The organism is Actinoplanes sp. NPDC051861 (assembly GCF_040681145.1).
In the GTDB taxonomy this organism is placed as follows: Bacteria; Actinomycetota; Actinomycetes; order Mycobacteriales; family Micromonosporaceae; genus Actinoplanes.
The window spans coordinates 784,073-801,729 of the sequence record NZ_JBFAYE010000001.1; the positions used below are offsets into that span (position 1 = coordinate 784,073).

The window sequence follows — 17,657 nt, forward strand, 5'->3', positions numbered from 1 at the left end:
GTGCCTCGTGTCCCTCACCCAGGTCCGCCCGTCGCCACCCGCCGCTCCGCGGCACTCGGCGTCGGGCGGCAAGGCGAAGCAGTGGTGGTACCGCTTCGACACCAGAACCATGCCGTACTTCCTGATCGCGCCGTTCTTCGTGCTGTTCGCGATCTTCGGGCTGTTCCCGCTGATCTTCAACGCCGTGGTGTCGCTGCGGCACTGGCGGATCGACGAACCCGACAAGACCGGCTGGGCCGGCGCCGAGAACTTCACCCGGCTCTTCTCCGACGGTGACTTCTGGAACGCGCTGCTCAACACGTTCGGCATCTTCATCCTGTCGACCGTCCCGCAGCTGCTGTTGGCGCTGATCCTCGCCAACCTGCTCAACCACAAGCTGCGTGCCACTGTGTTCTGGCGGGTCGCGGTGCTGCTGCCGTACGTCACCCCGGTGGCCGCCTCCACGCTGCTGTTCGCGATGTTCTTCCAGACCGACAGCGGCATGGCCAACTGGTTCCTCTCCCTCGTCGGCTTCGGCGAGGAGGAGCCGCTGAACTGGCGGGCCGAGAAGTGGAGCTCGTGGATCGCGATCGCCACGATGGTCAACTGGAAGTGGATCGGCTACAACGCGCTGCTCTACCTGTCCGCCATGCAGGCGATCCCGCGTGACGTCTACGAGGCGGCGGCGGTGGACGGCGCCGGTCCGCAGCGGCAGCTGTGGCAGATCACCGTCCCGATGATCCAGCCGGTGGTCATCTTCACCGTGGTGCTCTCCACCATCGGCGGCCTGCAGCTGTTCAACGAGCCGATGCTCTTCGACGAGAACCCGGCGCTGGCCAGCGGCGGCTCCGACCATCAGTGGCAGACCATCGCGCAGCTCATCTATCGCGTCGGCTGGCGTGATCTCAACCTGGGATACGCGGCCGCCATGTCGTGGGCGCTGTTCCTGATCATCCTGGTGGTGGCGGCGATCAACGCGCTGCTCACCCGGCGCCTCGGAGGTGGCAAGTGAGCACGCTGACCACGGGCGCGCCCCAGGACACCCGCGGCGGCTGGAAGACGTACCTCGGCCTGGCCGCGGTGCTGCTGCTCTCGGCGTTCCCGCTGTACTGGATGTTCGTCATCGCCACCAGCACGGACGAGGCGCTGGGCAAGTACCCGCCGGTGCTGATCCCGGCCGACCAGTTCCTGGTCAACCTGCGGGAAGTCTTCACCCTGCAGAACGTCTATTTCGCCGCCTCGCTGATCAACAGCGTCATCGTCGCGGCGGTCGTCACCGCCTCGACGCTGTTCTTCTGCTCGCTGGCCGGGTTCGCCTTCGCGAAGCTGCGGTTCAAGGGCCGCAACCCGCTGATGTTCGTGGTGATCCTGACCCTGACCGTGCCGAACCAGCTCGGTGTGGTCGCGCTCTACATCCTGATGGGTGAGCTGCAGTGGAACGGCACCCTGCTCGCGGTCATCGCACCCGGCCTGGTCAGCGCGTTCGGCGTCTTCTACATGCGGCAGTTCATCGATCACGCGGTGCCCGGTGAGCTCGTCGAGGCCTCACGGATGGACGGCGCGTCGACGCTGCGCATCTACTGGAGCATCGTGCTGCCGGCCATCCGGCCCGCGCTCGCGGTGCTCGGCCTGCTCACGTTCGTGGCCACCTGGAACGAGTTCCAGTGGCCGCTGATCACCCTCGGCGGTACGGAGTTCCCCACCTCGATGGTGGCCCTCTCCGACCTGGCCAGCGGAAACTTCGTCATCTACCGGCGGGTGCTGGCCGGCGCGTTCGTGGCCACGGTGCCCCTGCTGCTGCTTCTGCTCCTCGGCGGGCGGCAGATCGTGCGAGGGATCATGGAAGGCGCGATCAAGTAGCGGACCGTATTTTCAGCGATTACTCAGCTCGTTCGGACGGCGGCTTAAGCCGGACGTGAGCCGGACGACCGGTCATCCCACCAGGGTGACCGGTCGAGTCGTCTCCGGTCACCGGCGGCGACCTCCGCCGACGTCTGAGGAGTTCGATGAAGAAGACGCTGAGCCGCTGGGCGGTCACCGCGGGGGTGATCGTGACGGTGGTCGCGCCGCTGGCGAGCACCGCCGCCGCGGTCGTGGTGACGCCGCCGACGGGCCGGACCGGTTCGCTGACCCAGGTCGGGCCGATCGCCGAGCACGGCTTCCCGGCCTGGTACCGGGACAGCAACGGGCTGCGGCTGGAGGCCTGCACCACGCTCGACGACCCGCTCTGCGCCACGCTGCCGGACGAGGTTCCGGACCCGGACGCGCCGGTCTCGTACCCGGACAACTTCCCGGGTGAGTTCTTCTACCAGCTCGCCGGCGCGGAACTGACGCTCACCAACGGTGCCGACGTGTCGGTCGGCATGGACCTGGAGGGCGCCTGGGCCGCCGAGGAGGTCCGTCCGGGCGACCAGATGGTCTTCGGCCGGATCCGGATCCGGCTCGACGCGAACCCCGGCGACCGTTTCCTGGTCACCCACCCGTACGGCATCGACGACGTGGTCGCCGACGACCGTGGCCGGGTCCGGATGACCGAGGACATCGGCACCACGCCGGGCGCGTTCGGGCAGGCCATGACGAGCCGCGTCGGCCCGTTCCTGAAGTGGGACCCGGCCGTGGCCCCGGCTGCTCCGGCCGGATACACCGGTGACCCGGGTACCGATCACCGGGTGGTCGGCAGCCCGTACAACACCAACTTCGTCCGGGTCGAGCAGCTCGACCCGGCGACCGGCGCGGTGACCGCCCAGCTCGGTTTCACCGACCTGTTCAGCGTGCAGGGCCGGTACGCCACCAACTCCGGCGTCGACGTCCAGCAGGCCACCTACACCACCAGCGGCTCGGACGGGTCCGGCGTGATCGAGGTGTACGCCACCAGCGAGCCCGGCCAGTCCATCGAGGTGACCGGAAACGCTCAGCTCGGGTTCCGTACCACCCGGATGCGCGGCAGCAACGGCAGCTACTACGCCCGTCTCCCGCTGACCGGCCCGCTGCCGTCCGGCGCCGCGATCGAGGTGGTCAACTCCGGTGACCGGCCGGTCGCCAAGAAGACCGAGAAGGTCATCGACGTCGTGCGCGTCACGTCGGCCCTCTACGACTCGCAGGCCCGTACGCTCGCGGTCTCGGCCGTCTCCAGCGACAGCGACCACACCCCGCCGGTCCTGACCGTCACCGGCTTCGGCCCGCTCACCGGCGCGCCGTTCACCGGTGTCGACGCGCCGCCGCACACCGTCACCGTGACCTCCTCGGCCGGCGGCTCGATGACCGCGCCGATCACCGGCACCGGTCCCGTCTTCGGCCCGGCCGTCCCGGTCGCCGCCGCGGTCGCGGACCGCAACGCGGTGGCCGGCCAGACCGTGCGCCTCGTCGGCACCGGCTCGACCGGCGTGATCGACACCTGGTCGTGGACACAGACCAGCGGCCCGTCGGTGGCGCTCACCGGCGCGTCCACCCCGACCGCGACGTTCGTGCCCACCCAGCCCGGCGACTACACGTTCCGGCTGACGGTGAGCGGCCCGGGTGGTGCCGGCGAGCCCGCCACGGTCACCGTCACGGTGGGCGGCGCAGCTCCGGCGCTGGCCAACGCGGGCCCGGACCAGACCGTGGTCCGCGGGCGCACCGTCACCCTGGACGGCACCGCGTCCACCGGCGCCGAGTCGTACGCGTGGCGCCAGATCTCCGGCCCGGCCGTCACCCTGGCCGGCGCGACCACCGGCAAGCCGTCGTTCGTCTACCCGAACCAGGCGCTCCCGGCCTCGCCCGGCCCGAACCCGGCGTACGTCTTCGACAACAACCCGGTCGTCCTGGAGCTCGAGGTGCGTAACGCGGCCGGCGCCGGCACCGCCCGGGTGACCGTCCGCCCGCAGGCCGAGACCCTGACCGGTCTGGCCGTCCGCTACCGCACCGGCAACAACGAGTGGCGCATCTCCGGCACCAGCAGCCTGCTGGCCGGACAGCGGGTCACCGCGGTGCTGGGCAGCACGCTCACCGGCCGGGTGATCGGCACTCCGGTGACCGTGGACGCCGCCGGAGCGTTCAGCATCCGGGTCACCGGCCCGAACCCGGGCACCGTGCGCACCATCAGCCTGGTCACCTCGACCGGGGCGCAGACGCTCGGCTTCGCGGTGAACGTCACCAACTGATCCACCGGCAGTTTCCCCTGGCAGCGGTCTCCCCTAGGAGGCCGCTGCCAGCTGTTTGCGCAGGTAGAGCGCGGACGCGGCGGACACCTGACCGGCCACCGCCGCGCAGATCAGGGTGCTGCGGTGCCCGACCCGGCCGTCCGCGGTCTCGGTCAGCAGGTGCGCGTGCACGAGGCGGTCGACGCAGCCGAGCAGCTCCGGCACGGAGTAACCGGTGAGCCTGCTCAGCTCCGCCATGCCGAGCTCACCGAGCACCGCGCAGAGCCGGAGGATCTCCCAGGCCGGCTCCGGCATCCACCGGGTGCGCTGGCGGGCGATCTGCATGGCCACCGCGTGTGTCACCTGGTCCGGCCGGTGTGCCACCGCGACCAGCGCCGGGATCCCGCCGGTGCGCTCCAGCACCGTGCTGTCGGCGAGCGGCTCCAGCTCCTCGGCGCGCAGCGGTTCCAGGCGCAGCACTACCGGGGTGCCCAGGCCGGACAGCGGCCTGTCGGCGATCTCGGACGGGTAGCAGTAGGTCAGCACGATCCGCAGCATCGGGCAGTGCCGGCTCAGCCAGGACAGCTCGGCCACGCTCGCCGCGTCCAGGTCGGCCGCGTCGTCGACGGCCAGGACGACCGGTTCGGGCCCGTCCAGCGCGGTGCTGATCAGCTCCAGCTCGGAGCGGCGCAGCGGCTCCACCGAGCCGGCGGAGTCGACCACGGCGAGCACCTGCGGCGGAGCGCCGAGCCCGGCGAGCGCGGTGCCCAGCCAGGCGTGCCGCAGCACGCCGACCGAGGAGGCGCCGTGCCCGATGCCGACCTGTCCCGGCCCGTGCCGTTCCAGCTCGGCCAGGAAGGCGGACTTGCCGGAACCGGCGGGCCCGACGATGTGCACGACCGGCGGTGTGTCCGGTTCGACGAACACGCGCAGCTCGGTGAGGCGGCCGAGGAACCGTTCCCGAGGCGGCTCCGGCGCGGGCGCCGGCTTGTTGATCACGCGAGCGGGTGGGGGAGGCGAGTCGCCTCGGGTGGAGAGGACGCTGCGCTGCAACCGGACCAGCTCGGCCGACGGCGCCACGCCGAGCTCCTCGTCCAGCAGCTGGCGGCAGCGCTCGAAGATGCGCAGCGCGTCGTCCTGCCGGTCCAGGCAGATCGCCGAGGCCATCGCGGCCCGGTAACCGGACTCCAGGAACGGGTTGAGCTCGATCACCTCCTGTGCCAGGCGCAGCGCGCGGGCGGCGTCGGTGGGCAGCACCGCGGCGGAGTGCTGGAGCAGCGCGTTCACCGCCGCCTCCTGCACCTCGGAGCGGACCGGCTCGGCCCATTCGGCGTACGGGTCCTCGGGAAAGGGCAGCTGCCGGGCCAGGGCGAGGATGCTCTCGTGCGCGGCCAGCTGCTCGGGTCCGTCCGGGCCGTACGAGTCCAGGCTGCGGACCAGGCGGCGCAGGTCGGCCAGGTCCAGTCCGGCGCGACTGGTGTCGAAGAGGTAGCCGCCGCTGCGGGTGACGATGAACCAGGTCGCCGCGGAGCCCTGGGGCTGGAGCCGCCGCCGGATCACCGAGACGTAGTGCTCGAGCGCGGCCACGTGGTTGCCCGGCAGGTCGTTGCCCCACACCGCGTCGGCCAGCGAGTCCTTCGACTGGATCCGGTCGTGTTTGGCGGCGAGCACCGCCAGCACCTGCCGGGCCCGCCGGGGCAGCTCACCGGCGGGCAGGGGACTGCCGTCCGTGTCGGTGACGGTCAGCTGCCCGAGCACGCTGACTCGCATCTGGCCTCCTCGTGACTTCGTCCCGGGTTTGTTCGGCGTCGCGAGCGGGTGAGTTGAGCCGTTTTTTCAGCTTTTCCAACGGCCGCCCTCAGGGCGGGTCCCTAACTTCGGCGCTCGGTCTGACGTTCGGAAACTAGGGAGTTCGATGTCACGCGGGAGTCTGAGCCGGCGAGACCTGCTCAAGGGCGCCATGGCGCTCGGTGGTGGCGGTCTCATCGTGGCGGCCGCCGGCGGCGCCGTCGTCGCCAAGTCGAGCAAGCTGAGCACGAAGAACACGCCGACGCCGTACACGAACATGTTCCGCCGCCCGCCGGTGCTGACTCCGGTCGCCGAGGGTGTCGACGACTACGGGCCCTTTCAGAAGTACCGGCTCACCCAGAAGGAGGGCCGGGCGAGCATCCTGCCCGGCCTGACCACCACGATCGCCGGGTACAACGGGATCTTCCCGGGCCCGACCATCCGCGTGCCGCGGGGCACCCGCAGCGAGGTGCGGATCGCGAACGCGCTGACCGTCAACCGGGTCAGCGGCAACCCCTTCTCGACCGTCACGCACCTGCACGGCTCGGCGTCGCTGCCGCAGTACGACGGGTACGCGAACGACCACACCGCGCCGGGCCAGTGCAAGACCTACAAGTACCCGAACTGGCAGCCGGCCCGCACGCTCTGGTACCACGACCACAACCACCGGACCACGGCGGAGAACGCCTACGTCGGCCTGGCCGGCATGTATCACCTGACCGACGAGTACGAGCGGGCCCAGCTGCCGCAGGACGAGTACGACGTCCCGATCGTCGTGAACGACATGGCGTTCAAGTCCGACGGCTCGGTCGACTTCGACGACGACTCGCACGAGGGCTTCATGGGCGACGTGATCCTGGTGAACGGCGTGCCGTGGCCGAAGATGCGGGTCAAGCCACGGGTCTACCGGTTCCGGATGCTGGTCTCCTCGATCTCCCGCTCGTACCGGTGGCAGCTCAGCACCGGTGAGCCGTTCTACGTGGTCGGCACCGACGGCGGCATGACACCGAAGGTGAACGCGGTGACGACGTTCCGGCAGGCGCCGGCCGAGCGGTACGAGGTGCTGATCGACTTCCGGAAGTACCGGGTCGGCCAGAAGATCGAGCTGCGGAACCTCAGCAACAAGAACAACGAGGACTTCAACAACACCGGCAAGGTGATGCAGTTCGAGGTCGTCGCGGACTCGGGTGCGCCCGACCCGTACCAGATCCCCACCACGCTGGACGCCGGCCCGGTTCCGTGGGCGAACCGTGGCGCCATCGACGTCATGAAGCTCAAGCCGGAGATGGCCAAGGCCCGCCGGACGGTACGCGTGGAGCGCAAACACGGTCTCTGGACGGTCAACGGCGAGACGTGGGACGACGTCGAGCGCAGCGAGTTCAAGCGGGTTCTCGGCAACCCGCAGCCGTACGAGGTCGAGATGTGGGACCTGGTCAACGAGTCGGGCGGCTGGTTCCACCCGGTGCACATCCACCTGATCGACGGCCTGCTGCTGTCCCGCAACAACACCTCCGGAAACAAGCCGTACGCCTGGGAGAACGGCCCGAAGGACGTCTTCTACCTGGGCGAGAACGAGACCGCCACGGTGCTCATGCAGTTCAACACCGGCGACGGCAACGACGGCGGCCGGTACATGCTGCACTGCCACAACCTGGTGCACGAGGACAACGACATGATGATCCAGTTCGCGGTCGGCGGCCTGGACAACAACGACCCGATCCACGCGGACCCGGCGTACCCGGACACCGAGCCCGAACAGCCGGTCGTGTACGGCGCGAGCCGCCCGCTGGGCACCTGATGAAGAGCCGCCCCGCGCTGCTCTCGCTGGCACTGCTGCTGCTCGTGGCCGGTGTCGTGGCCCGCCTCGGCGGCTGGCTCGACTCGCCCGAGCCGGTGCCGGTCGCCGTGACGACCCACGGTGACGCCGGTGACGAACTGGCCACCACCACGTACGACGGGCCGATGGTCCGCAAGCGCACCGCGATCGCGATCCACCCGGCGGCCGGCGCCGACCGGGCGGCCATCGCCCGTGACCTGCGGGCCGCCGCGGAGCGGGAGAACGTCGGCGAGCTGAGCGACGCGACGTTCGCGGTGTTCAGCGGCGCGATGCTGGAGTACCTGGTGCCGGAGCTGACGCTGGTCCTGCCGGAGGGCGTCTCGGCGCGCCACGGCGAGGCGTTCATGCGCGATTTCCGGCCGGACAGCGTCGGGTTCTACGTGGTGGAGCCGGTGCTGATGCACGATCTGACGTTCTGCGTGCTGCCCGCGCCCGGCGTCACTCCCTCGGCCGTCGCCGAGCACGCGGAGGCCGAGGGTGTGCTCGCCGACTCGCTGAACCGGTACGAGACCACGCTCCAGCCGGCCGGCCTGACGATCCACTACCTCGGTGCGGTGCTCAGCGACCGCCAGATCGAGGCGGTGCGGGCGTCACTCGGTCGCGCCGCCGGGATCTCCGCCGACCGTGTGCTGGTGGAGGCGAGTCAACCGGGGCCCGGCGTGGACCTTTCCAACGGCGTACCCGATCTGACCGAGAAGCCGCACGGACACTGACTTCCGAAAAAGTGAGGCCCGGCTGGGGAGACCCCCAGCCGGGCCTCTGCTTTTCCCCAGGAACGACTCAGCCGGACCAAACCAGCAGATCCCAATATGTACGGAATACCTGCCCTAACCGGGCAATCCCGTCTCGTTGGTGAGGTCCCCTTGCGCAGACCCTGGCTAGTCACCGCGCTGCTCGCCACCACGGTTCTCGCCGTGCCGGCACCCGCCCAGGCCGCTCCCATCGGCCAGGGTTTCACCATCACGAAGGCCGACCTGGCCTACATCCTCAAGCAGATCAAGGTCGCTGAGGCGCACGCCGCCGCGACGACCAGCGAGACCGGCCCCTGCGGCGCGCTACTCGGCACCGGGCCGAACCAGCTCGCCAGCCCTCTGCTCTCGATGGGCCTGCGCACGGTCGACGGCACCTGCAACCACCTCACCCCGGGCGAGGAGACGTACGGCGCGGCCGACCAGCTCTTCCCGCGCCTCGCACCGGCCCAGCTCGCCCCCAAGTACGACACAACCGCGCCGATGGTCAGCGACGACGAGCCCCGGCTGATCAGCAACCTGATCGCCGACCAGACCGCGGCCAACCCGGCGGCGGTGGCGGCGGCCGGCAGCCGCACCGAGGGCGCCACGCTGTTCATCCCGAACGTCACCACCGACTTCGGCCTGTCCGCGCCGTACAACTCGTGGTTCACGCTCTTCGGGCAGTTCTTCGACCACGGCATCGACCAGACGGTCAAGGGCACCAGCATGGTGGTCGTGCCGCTGCGGGCCGACGACCCGCTCGTCGCCGGAGCGGACCGGATCCCGGGCAACGCCGACGACCCGAAGCCGGGCGACGCGAAGTACGTGCCGCCGTCGATGCGGTTCATGGCGCTCACCCGGGCGGCGATGACGGCCGACGGGAAGCGGGAGGCGAAGAACACCGACACGCCGTACGTCGACAACTCGCAGACGTACACCTCGCACGCCGCCCACCAGGTGTTCCTCCGCGAGTACGACGCGCAGGCGCACGACACCGGCCGGATGCTCGAGGCTCCCTCCGGCGGGCTGCCGACCTGGGCCGACGTGAAGCGGCAGGCACGAGAGGTGCTCGGTCTGGAGCTCAGCGACTCCGACGCGCTCGACGTGCCGATGGTGCTGGCGGACGCGTACGGGAACTTCGTGCCCGGACCGGTTCGCGGCCTGCCGCAGTACGTCACGGCGACCGGCCTCGTCGAGGGCGATCTGGCGAACCCGGTGCGAGTCCCGGCGAACGTGGTGCACTTCGACACCCCGTTCCTCACCGACATCGCGCACCACGCCAACCCGCTCAGCTCGCGGGGCGCCCCGCTGCTCAAGGACGCCGACACCACCGCGTCGGCCGACTTCGCGGCGCAGCCGGCCGGCACGTACGACGACGAGATGCTGGCCGCGCACTACATCGCCGGTGACGGCCGGGCCAACGAGAACATCGGCCTGACCGCTGTGCACCACGTCTTCCACTCCGAGCACAACCGGCTCGTCTCGGACATCCAGCGGGTCGCCGACGGCGACCCGGAGTGGACCGGTGGCCGGCTGTTCCAGGCCGCCAAGTTCATCAACGAGATGGAGTACCAGCACCTGGTCTTCGAGGAGTTCGCTCGTAAGATCAGCCCGGCGATCAACCCGTTCCAGCCGTTCGCGTTCACCCAGACCGAGCTGAACCCGGCCGTCTACGCCGAGTTCGCGCACGCGGTCTACCGGTTCGGGCACTCGATGCTCACCGAGTCGATCTCGCGTACCGCCGCCGACGGCACCGATCAGTCGCTGCCGCTGCTGGACGGCTTCCTCAACCCGCCGGCCTTCACGAACAACGGCACCCTCTCGCCCGAGGAGGCCGCCGGCAACATCGTGCGGGGCATGACCGAGCAGACCGGCAACGAGATCGACGAGTTCATGACGGACACCCTGCGGAACAACCTGCTGGGCCTGCCGATGGACCTCGCCGCCGTGAACATCGCCCGGGGACGGTCGGAGGGCGTGCCGACGCTCAACGAGTTCCGCCGGTCGGTGTACGAGAGGACCGGTGACGGGCGGCTCAAGCCGTACGTCAGCTGGATCGACTTCGGCGAGCACCTCAAGCACCCGGACTCGCTGGTGAACTTCGTGGCCGCGTACGGCAAGCACCCGACGATCACCGCGGCGTCCACGGTCGCCGGGAAGCGGGCCGCGGCCGAGGCGCTGCTGGAGTCCCCGGCGGCTGCCGACTTCCTCAACGCGAGCGGTTCGTGGGCCACGGCCAACTCCGGCCTGGACAGCATCGACCTCTGGATCGGCGGCCTGGCCGAGACCACCGAGCCGTTCGGCGGTCTGCTCGGCACCACGTTCGACTACGTCTTCGAGAGCCAGCTGACCAGCCTGCAGAACGGCGACCGGTTCTACTACCTGGCGCGTACCACCGGCATGAACCTGCGCAGCCAGCTGGAGGGCAACTCCTTCGCCGAGCTGATCGGGCGCAACACGAGCGTCGGCAACCTGCGTGCCGACACGTTCGCCACCAGCGACTGCAAGTTCGATCTGGCCGCGCTGGACGGCACCGAGGCCGGCTACGAGCGCTACGGCAACCGGGTCGCCGACGACCCGGCCACCGAGTGCGACGAGACGTTGCTGCTGCTGCGCCGGCCGGACGGGACCATCGCGTACCGGGCCCGCAACAGCGTCGACCAGCCGGGCATGAACGCGCAGTCGGTCTTCGCCGGTACCGAGGGCCGCGACCTGGTCGTGGCGGGCAACGACAACGACACCGTCTGGGGCGCCGAGGGTGACGACGTCCTGGAGGGCGGTGCCGGCGACGACGTGACGATCGGCGGCGAGGGCGACGACATCCTCACGGACTCCGGTGGCGCTGACTTCGTCAAGGGCGGTCCCGGCTCCGACGCGCTCGACGGCGGTCCCGGCCTGGACATCGTCCTCGGCGGTGACGGCGACGACTTCACCAGCGGCGGTGCGAACGCCAACGACACCTTCGGCGGCGAGGGTGACGACAAGATCTTCGCCGGCGACGGTGAGGACGCGGCCTGGGGTGACTCGGGCGACGACTGGATGGAGGGCGGCGACTCGCCGGACCTGCTCCAGGGCGACAGCGGCAACCTCTTCTTCCTCGACGACTCCAACAAGCCCGGCCATGACGTGCTGATCGGCCAGGGCGGCGACGACGACTACGACATGGAGGGCGGCGACGACATCGGCGTCCAGGGCCCCGGCATCGAGAAGAACGCCGGCGGCTCGGGTTACGACTGGTCGATCGCGGGCGCCGAGAATTCCGTAGACGCGGACCTGGACCTGCCGCTTCTCCCGCTCGACGGCCTCCAGGTGGGTGTCCGCGACCGGTACAACGAGGTCGAGGGCCTGTCCGGCGGTGCGGGCGACGACAAGCTCTACGGTGACGATTTGACCCCGTCCACCGGTGGTGACGGCGGGTTCGTCGGCTGCGACGCGCTGGACGCCGCGGGCATCGCCCGGATCCGGGGACTCGACCGGGTGGTCACCGAGCTGCCCACGCCGGCCAGTGCGGTGGCGAACCAGACCGGGCGTCCGTGCGACCTCACCGGCAACGTCTGGGGCGAGGGCAACATCCTTCTCGGCGGCGGCGGCAGCGACGTCATCCAGGGCCGCGGCGGCAACGACATCATCGACGGCGATCGCTATCTGGCGGTCCGGCTCTCGGTCCGCGACGCCTCGGGTCAGGAGATCCGCTCGGCGCAGAGCATGGCTGAGCTGCGCGCGGACGTTTTCGCGGGCAAGATCAACCCCAAGGACATTTTTACCGTACGGGAGATCAGCACAGTTTCCGGCGGAACGGACACGGCTGTCTTCAGTGGGCTCCGCAGCGACTACGCCGTCACACCGATCACCGGTGGCGTGCTCGTCTCGGGTCCCGACGGCAACGACATCGTCCGCAACGTGGAGCTGCTGACGTTCGACGACCAGACCGAGGACATCAGCGGACTGCAGGCTTTCCTCGGCGTGACGGCGTTCGCCGGCGACGCCCAGGCGACCGTGCTGCTGACCGTCCCGGACGCGACCGGTGGCGACCCGATCACCGGCTTCACCCTCGAGCGGACCGGCTCGGACGGCACGACGGTGGCGACGGAGCTGGGCGCGAGTGCTCGCAGCCTGATCGTCACGGGCCTGGTCAACGGGACGAACTACTCGTTCCGGGTACGCGCCAACACGGCGGCGGGTCCGGGCGTGTTCTCGGCGCCGTTCGGGCCGGTTACGCCGGTTGCGGTGGTGCCGGGTGGCGAGCAGGAGCCGGAGGAGCCGGGCGAGGGCGAGGACGGCGGCGACACCGATCCGCAGCCGACCGCGCCGCCGGTCACCACTCCTCCAACCACTCCTCCCGCCACTCCTCCAACCACTCCGCCGGTCACGACTCCTCCCGCTACGACTCCTCCGACCACCACTCCTCCGGTCACGACTCCTCCGGTCACGACTCCTCCGACCACGACTCCTCCGGTCACGACTCCTCCGACCACCACTCCGCCTGCGACCACTCCTCCGACCACTGCTCCTCCGCGGCCGGTGACGCCGGTCGCGCCGGATGCCCCGGTGATCGGGACGGCCACGAGTGGTGACGAGAGTGTGATCGTGCGGTGGACGGCTCCGGGCTACGACGGTGGCAGTGCGATCTACGGCTACGAGGTGCAGGCGCTCGACCCCGAGACCGGCATCGTGGTGGGCGTGGACGTGGCCGAACCCGGCGCCACCGACATGACCATGACCGGCCTGGCGAACGGTCTGCCCTACGCCTTCTGGATCCGCGCGGTCAACGCCGCCGGCGCCAGCGAGTACTCGGGCATCTCCAACACCGTGATCCCTGGCGGCTCGGTGACCGGCGGCCCGTCACCCACGGCGTCGCCGACCGTCACCCCGACGGTCTCCGCATCCCCGACCGTCTCCACCTCTCCGACGGTCCCCGGCAGCACCTCCGGCCCAGGCGGCACTTCCGGCCCTGGCAGCACTTCCGGCCCTGGCGGCACGACGGGTCCTGGTGGCCCGGCTGGTCCCGGCACCTCCGGTCCCGGTGGGACAACCGGACCGACGACCAACCCGACGACCAACCCGACCACCAACCCGACCACCAACCCGACCGGTAACCCGACGACGACGCCGACCCACCCGGGTGGCGGCGGCACGCCGACGCCAACGCCGTCGGACGGCACTCGCACCGCACCCGGTGCTGCCCGGATCGGTGTCCCGGCGGCCGGGAACGGCCTCGCCGTGGTCCGCTGGACCGCGCCGGCCGACAACGGCGGATCGCCGATCCGGCGCTACGAGATCCAGGTGCTCGACGCCCGGAACCGGCCGATCGGGGCCCTCCGGACGGCCACGGCCGGCGCCGCGGTCGGCACCGTCACCGGGCTGACGAACGGCACCGCGTACCGCTTCCGGGTCCGCGCGGTCAACGCCGTCGGCGCGGGTGCCTGGTCCGGCACCAGCGGAGCGGTCACGCCTCGTACCGTGCCCGGCAAGGTCCGCTCGCTGACCGCGCAATCCGGCAAGTCCGGCGGCGCGCTCACCGCGACCGCACGCTGGACGGCGCCGTCGTCCACCGGTGGTTCGGTGGTCAGCGGGTACCGCGTCACCTACCAGCGACTGACCGCGAAGGGCGCGAACCAGGGCGCTCCCGTGGTGGTCACCCTGCCGGCCTCGGCCCGCTCGGCGACCCTCACCGCTCCGCGCGGGGTGAGTGCCGGCACCCGGTACCGGATCACCGTCCAGGCGGTGAACGTGGCCGGATCGGGCACGGGAAGCGGGGTCACCATCAGCGTCCGCTGACCCGCTGGGACAACGGCGCGGCCGTCCTCCGATGTGGAGGGCGGCCGCGCTGTTCTCGTTGTGGTCTGTGCCTACCCTGAGAGCCTGCGGACATCTGGCTCAGGAAGGGCTGGCCGACGATGGTGCAACCGAGGAAGCGTCCCCGTCCCCGCATGAGGAACCACCCGCTCGCCGAGACGCCTCCCTCGCCCGAATCGTCCGAATCGCCGCACCCTCCGGAACCGCCCGCCGACGCGCCCCGCCCGTGGGAAGCCGGCCGGGTCACCACCCGCGAACTGGTGACGGTGGGCTCCGCGCTGCTCATCCTGCTGTTCCTCATCAAGATCTACGGCGTCGGCCACTACTCGCTGACCACCACGACCGCGCTGCTGGCCGCCACTCCGGTTCAGGTCGCCCTCGGCACGGTGACCATCTACGCCTACTACGTGCTCCCGGCCGTCGCGCTCGGCACGGTCTGGTTCGCCGTGCGGTACCGCAACCGCATCCAGCCCGCGCTCTGGCCCCTGGTCGCGATCGTCGCCGTCGTGACGGCGCTCGCCTCGCCGTACAAATATCTGCTCCGCGGCCTGGCCGTGGTCGCGCTGGCCCTCGGTGCCGAGGCCGTCATCCGTCATTTCCGCAGGCGGTGGGAACACTCCGCCGACGAGCAGCACATCCGCAGGCGCAAGACGCTCGCCGGCTGGCAGGGGCTCTCGGTCGTCTACCTGGGCGCCGCCGCGCTCGCCTTCCAGTTCCTGCACAGCCTGGACGCGCCCTGGGTCTCCGCGCAGGCGTTCCTGCTGAGCACGCCGGCCGTCTCGTACACACAACAGATGACCGTCGACCGCAACCAGCTCCGCGTCGTCCCGGAGAGCCGCTTCGTCGGCTACCCGATCGCCGAGACCGACGAGTGGCTGACCGTCCTGCACGCCGACACCCGCTACATCATGCGCATCCCGCAGTCCGCCGTCGACACCCGCCTGACCTGCCACAACGAGGACGACCAACTGGCCGGCGACCACCCGCTGCTGGAGGCTCTCAAGGGCAACGCCTACAACTCACCCAACCTCGACTGCCGCCGCATCATCGAATACCTCGGACACAAAGCCCCCGGCCAACCCCTCCCCGTCCTCAAATAACCCAACCCGTGTGGAATTGGGGCGCCCCCACAGGCGCAACTCCCCACACAAACGGGGCGTGCAGTTCCGTGTGGAGTTGGGGTGCGCTGATGGGCGCAACTCCCCACGCAGGCGGATGTGCTGTTGCGTGTGGAGTTGGGGTGCGCTGATGGGCGCAACTCCACACGCTGGGGGGTGGTGTTGCGTGTGGAGTTGGGGCGCCCCCACGGGCGCAACTCGCCACGCGGGCGGGGTGTGCTGTTGCGTGTGGAGTTGGGGTGTGTGGGTGGGCGCAACTCCACACGGTGGGGTGGGGGTGGGCCGGCGGTCGCGTTGTGGCATGGGGTTGCAGGTGGTCGCGTTGAGGAGCAGCGGACGCGGTGGTCCGGTGGGGGAGTGGTGTCGCGTACCGGAAAAGGGTGAAGGCCCGGCACAGGGCCGGGCCTTCGCAGAAAGGGTGAGTTTTCCGCAGCCGGATCTACTCGGGGACCTTGCGGTAGGCGCCGTCGCTGGCGCTGGTGGCCATCGAGGCGTAGGCGCGCAGGGCCGCTGAGACCGGGCGCTGGCGGGCGACCGGGGTGTAGGGCTTGGTGCGGCGTTCCTGTTCGTGGCGGCGCTGGGCGAGGACGTCGTCGTGGACGTTGAGGGTGATGCTGCGGCCGGGGATGTCGATGGTGATCTCGTCGCCGGTCTCGACCAGGGCGATCAGGCCGCCGCCGGCCGCCTCGGGGGAGACGTGGCCGATGGAGAGGCCGCTCGTGCCGCCGGAGAAGCGGCCGTCGGTGATCAGGGCGCAGGCCTTGCCGAGGCCGCGGCCCTTCAGGAAGGAGGTGGGGTAGAGCATCTCCTGCATGCCGGGGCCGCCGCGCGGGCCCTCGTAGCGGATGACCACGACGTCGCCCTCGACGACCTCCTTGCCGAGGATGCCGGTGACGGCGTCGTCCTGGGACTCGTAGACGCGGGCCGGGCCGGTGAATTTCCAGATCGACTCGTCGACGCCGGCGGTCTTGACGACGCAGCCGTCGGGGGCGAGGTTGCCGAAGAGGATCGCCAGGCCGCCGTCGACGGTGTAGGCGTGCTCGACCGAGCGGATGCAGCCGCTCTCGGCGTCGGTGTCGAGCGTGGCCCAGCGGTTCTCGGTGGAGAACGGCTGGGTGGTGCGCACGCCGCCGGGAGCCGCGTGGAACAGTTCGAGCGCCTCGGCCGACGGTGATCCGCCTCGGATGTCCCAGTTGCCGAGCCAGGACTCCAGATCCGGCGAGTGCACCGATCGGACTCCTGGGCGAAGGGCGCCGCCGCGGTGCAGCTCGCCGAGCAGGGCGGGGATGCCGCCGGCGCGGTGCACGTCCTCCATGTGGTACTTCGGGCTGTTCGGAGCGACCTTCGACAGGCAGGGCACCCGGCGGGAGATCGCGTCGATGTCCGAGACGCTGAAGTCGAGCCCGGCCTCGCGGGCGGCGGCCAGCAGGTGCAGCACCGTGTTGGTGGAGCCGCCCATCGCCACGTCCAGGGCGACAGCGTTCTCGAAGGCGTCCCGGCTGGCGATCGAGCGCGGGAGGACCGACTCGTCCTCGCCCTCGTAGTACTCCTTGGCGATCTGCACGATCAGTCGGCCGGCCTCGGTGAACAGAGCCTTGCGGGAGGCGTGCGTGGCCAGCGTCGAGCCGTTGCCGGGCAGCGACAGGCCGATCGCCTCGGTCAGGCAGTTCATCGAGTTGGCGGTGAACATGCCGGAGCACGAGCCGCAGGTCGGGCACGCCGAGCGCTCGATCGTGTCCAGCTGCTGGTCGGTGACGTTGTCGTTGGCCGCGGCGCTCATCGCGTCGACCAGGTCGAGCTTCTCGTGCACGATGCCCTCGATGGCGATCGTCTTGCCGGCCTCCATCGGGCCGCCGGAGACGAAGACCGTCGGGATGTTGAGCCGCAGCGCGGCGATCAGCATGCCGGGTGTGATCTTGTCGCAGTTCGAGATGCAGACCAGGGCGTCGGCGCAGTGCGCGTTGACCATGTACTCCACGGCGTCGGCGATCAGCTCGCGGCTGGGCAGCGAGTAGAGCATGCCGCCGTGGCCCATGGCGATGCCGTCGTCGACCGCGATGGTGTTGAACTCGCGCCCGACGCCACCGGCCGCGGCGATCGAGTCGGCGACCAGGCCACCGAGGTCCTTGAGGTGCACATGCCCGGGTACGAACTGGGTGTAGCTGTTGGCGATCGCGACGATCGGCTTGCCGAAATCGTCGTCCGTCATGCCGGTGGCGCGCCACAGGGCGCGCGCGCCGGCCATGGTGCGACCGTGGGTCGAGGTCCGGGAGCGCAGCTCAGGCATTCC

General features: G+C 70.4%; 9 protein-coding genes. 7 read left to right on the plus strand and 2 right to left on the minus strand.

Going from position 1 to position 17,657, the window contains the following annotated elements; translation table 11 throughout:
* The first annotated feature begins 7 nt into the window (after nucleotides 1–7).
* The 3 genes from AB0M02_RS03915 to AB0M02_RS03925 all read left to right on the plus strand — a co-directional run bounded on the left by AB0M02_RS03915 (nucleotide 8) and on the right by AB0M02_RS03925 (nucleotide 4,118).
* On the plus strand, nucleotides 8–991 hold the full coding sequence (locus AB0M02_RS03915) for a sugar ABC transporter permease (protein WP_364220981.1): 984 nt from the start codon (nucleotides 8–10) through the stop codon (nucleotides 989–991).
* Nucleotides 988–1,839 (plus strand): carbohydrate ABC transporter permease, encoded by an 852-nt coding sequence (locus tag AB0M02_RS03920; protein ID WP_364220983.1) that lies wholly within the window; start codon nucleotides 988–990, stop codon nucleotides 1,837–1,839. The genes AB0M02_RS03915 and AB0M02_RS03920 overlap by 4 nt, the downstream gene beginning before the upstream one ends.
* A gap of 146 nt (nucleotides 1,840–1,985) precedes the next feature.
* Complete coding sequence (locus AB0M02_RS03925) at nucleotides 1,986–4,118, plus strand: hypothetical protein (protein WP_364220986.1); 2,133 nt, start codon at nucleotides 1,986–1,988, stop codon at nucleotides 4,116–4,118.
* A gap of 33 nt (nucleotides 4,119–4,151) precedes the next feature.
* On the opposite strand, the gene AB0M02_RS03930 is transcribed toward AB0M02_RS03925, so the two are convergent.
* A complete protein-coding gene (locus tag AB0M02_RS03930) occupies nucleotides 4,152–5,867 on the minus strand; it encodes a BTAD domain-containing putative transcriptional regulator (protein ID WP_364220988.1) in 1,716 nt (571 codons plus the stop codon).
* Nucleotides 5,868–6,012: 145 nt separating this feature from the next.
* Here AB0M02_RS03930 and AB0M02_RS03935 point away from each other — a divergent pair, with 145 nt between their 5' ends.
* The 4 genes from AB0M02_RS03935 (at nucleotide 6,013) to AB0M02_RS03950 (ending at nucleotide 15,349) form a co-directional block, all read left to right on the plus strand.
* Nucleotides 6,013–7,683 (plus strand): multicopper oxidase domain-containing protein, encoded by a 1,671-nt coding sequence (locus AB0M02_RS03935; RefSeq protein WP_364220991.1) that lies wholly within the window; start codon nucleotides 6,013–6,015, stop codon nucleotides 7,681–7,683.
* Nucleotides 7,683–8,435: a hypothetical protein gene (locus AB0M02_RS03940; RefSeq protein ID WP_364220994.1), complete on the plus strand. Its 753-nt coding sequence runs from the start codon at nucleotides 7,683–7,685 to the stop codon at nucleotides 8,433–8,435. Before AB0M02_RS03935 ends, AB0M02_RS03940 begins: the two co-directional genes overlap by 1 nt.
* Before the next feature lie 150 nt (nucleotides 8,436–8,585).
* The gene (locus AB0M02_RS03945; protein ID WP_364220997.1) at nucleotides 8,586–14,231 is read left to right on the plus strand and encodes a peroxidase family protein; all 5,646 of its coding nucleotides are present in this window, start codon (nucleotides 8,586–8,588) and stop codon (nucleotides 14,229–14,231) included.
* 152 nt (nucleotides 14,232–14,383) lie between these two features.
* Complete coding sequence (locus tag AB0M02_RS03950; protein ID WP_364221000.1) at nucleotides 14,384–15,349, plus strand: hypothetical protein; 966 nt, start codon at nucleotides 14,384–14,386, stop codon at nucleotides 15,347–15,349.
* Nucleotides 15,350–15,806: 457 nt separating this feature from the next.
* Here the strand turns inward: AB0M02_RS03950 and ilvD are convergent, their stop codons facing one another.
* Nucleotides 15,807–17,654: a dihydroxy-acid dehydratase gene (gene ilvD, locus AB0M02_RS03955; RefSeq protein WP_364221003.1), complete on the minus strand. Its 1,848-nt coding sequence runs from the start codon at nucleotides 17,652–17,654 to the stop codon at nucleotides 15,807–15,809.
* Nucleotides 17,655–17,657: the final 3 nt, after the last annotated feature.

What these genes read in the sequence shown, in the direction of transcription:
- AB0M02_RS03930 (WP_364220988.1), bottom strand. Translation starts at nt 5,867, where the DNA reads ATGCGAGTCAGCGTGCTCGGGCAGCTGACCGTCACCGACACGGACGGC.
- ilvD (WP_364221003.1), bottom strand. Translation starts at nt 17,654, where the DNA reads ATGCCTGAGCTGCGCTCCCGGACCTCGACCCACGGTCGCACCATGGCC.
- AB0M02_RS03935 (WP_364220991.1), top strand. Translation starts at nt 6,013, where the DNA reads ATGTCACGCGGGAGTCTGAGCCGGCGAGACCTGCTCAAGGGCGCCATG.
- AB0M02_RS03925 (WP_364220986.1), top strand. Translation starts at nt 1,986, where the DNA reads ATGAAGAAGACGCTGAGCCGCTGGGCGGTCACCGCGGGGGTGATCGTG.
- AB0M02_RS03940 (WP_364220994.1), top strand. Translation starts at nt 7,683, where the DNA reads ATGAAGAGCCGCCCCGCGCTGCTCTCGCTGGCACTGCTGCTGCTCGTG.
- AB0M02_RS03950 (WP_364221000.1), top strand. Translation starts at nt 14,384, where the DNA reads ATGAGGAACCACCCGCTCGCCGAGACGCCTCCCTCGCCCGAATCGTCC.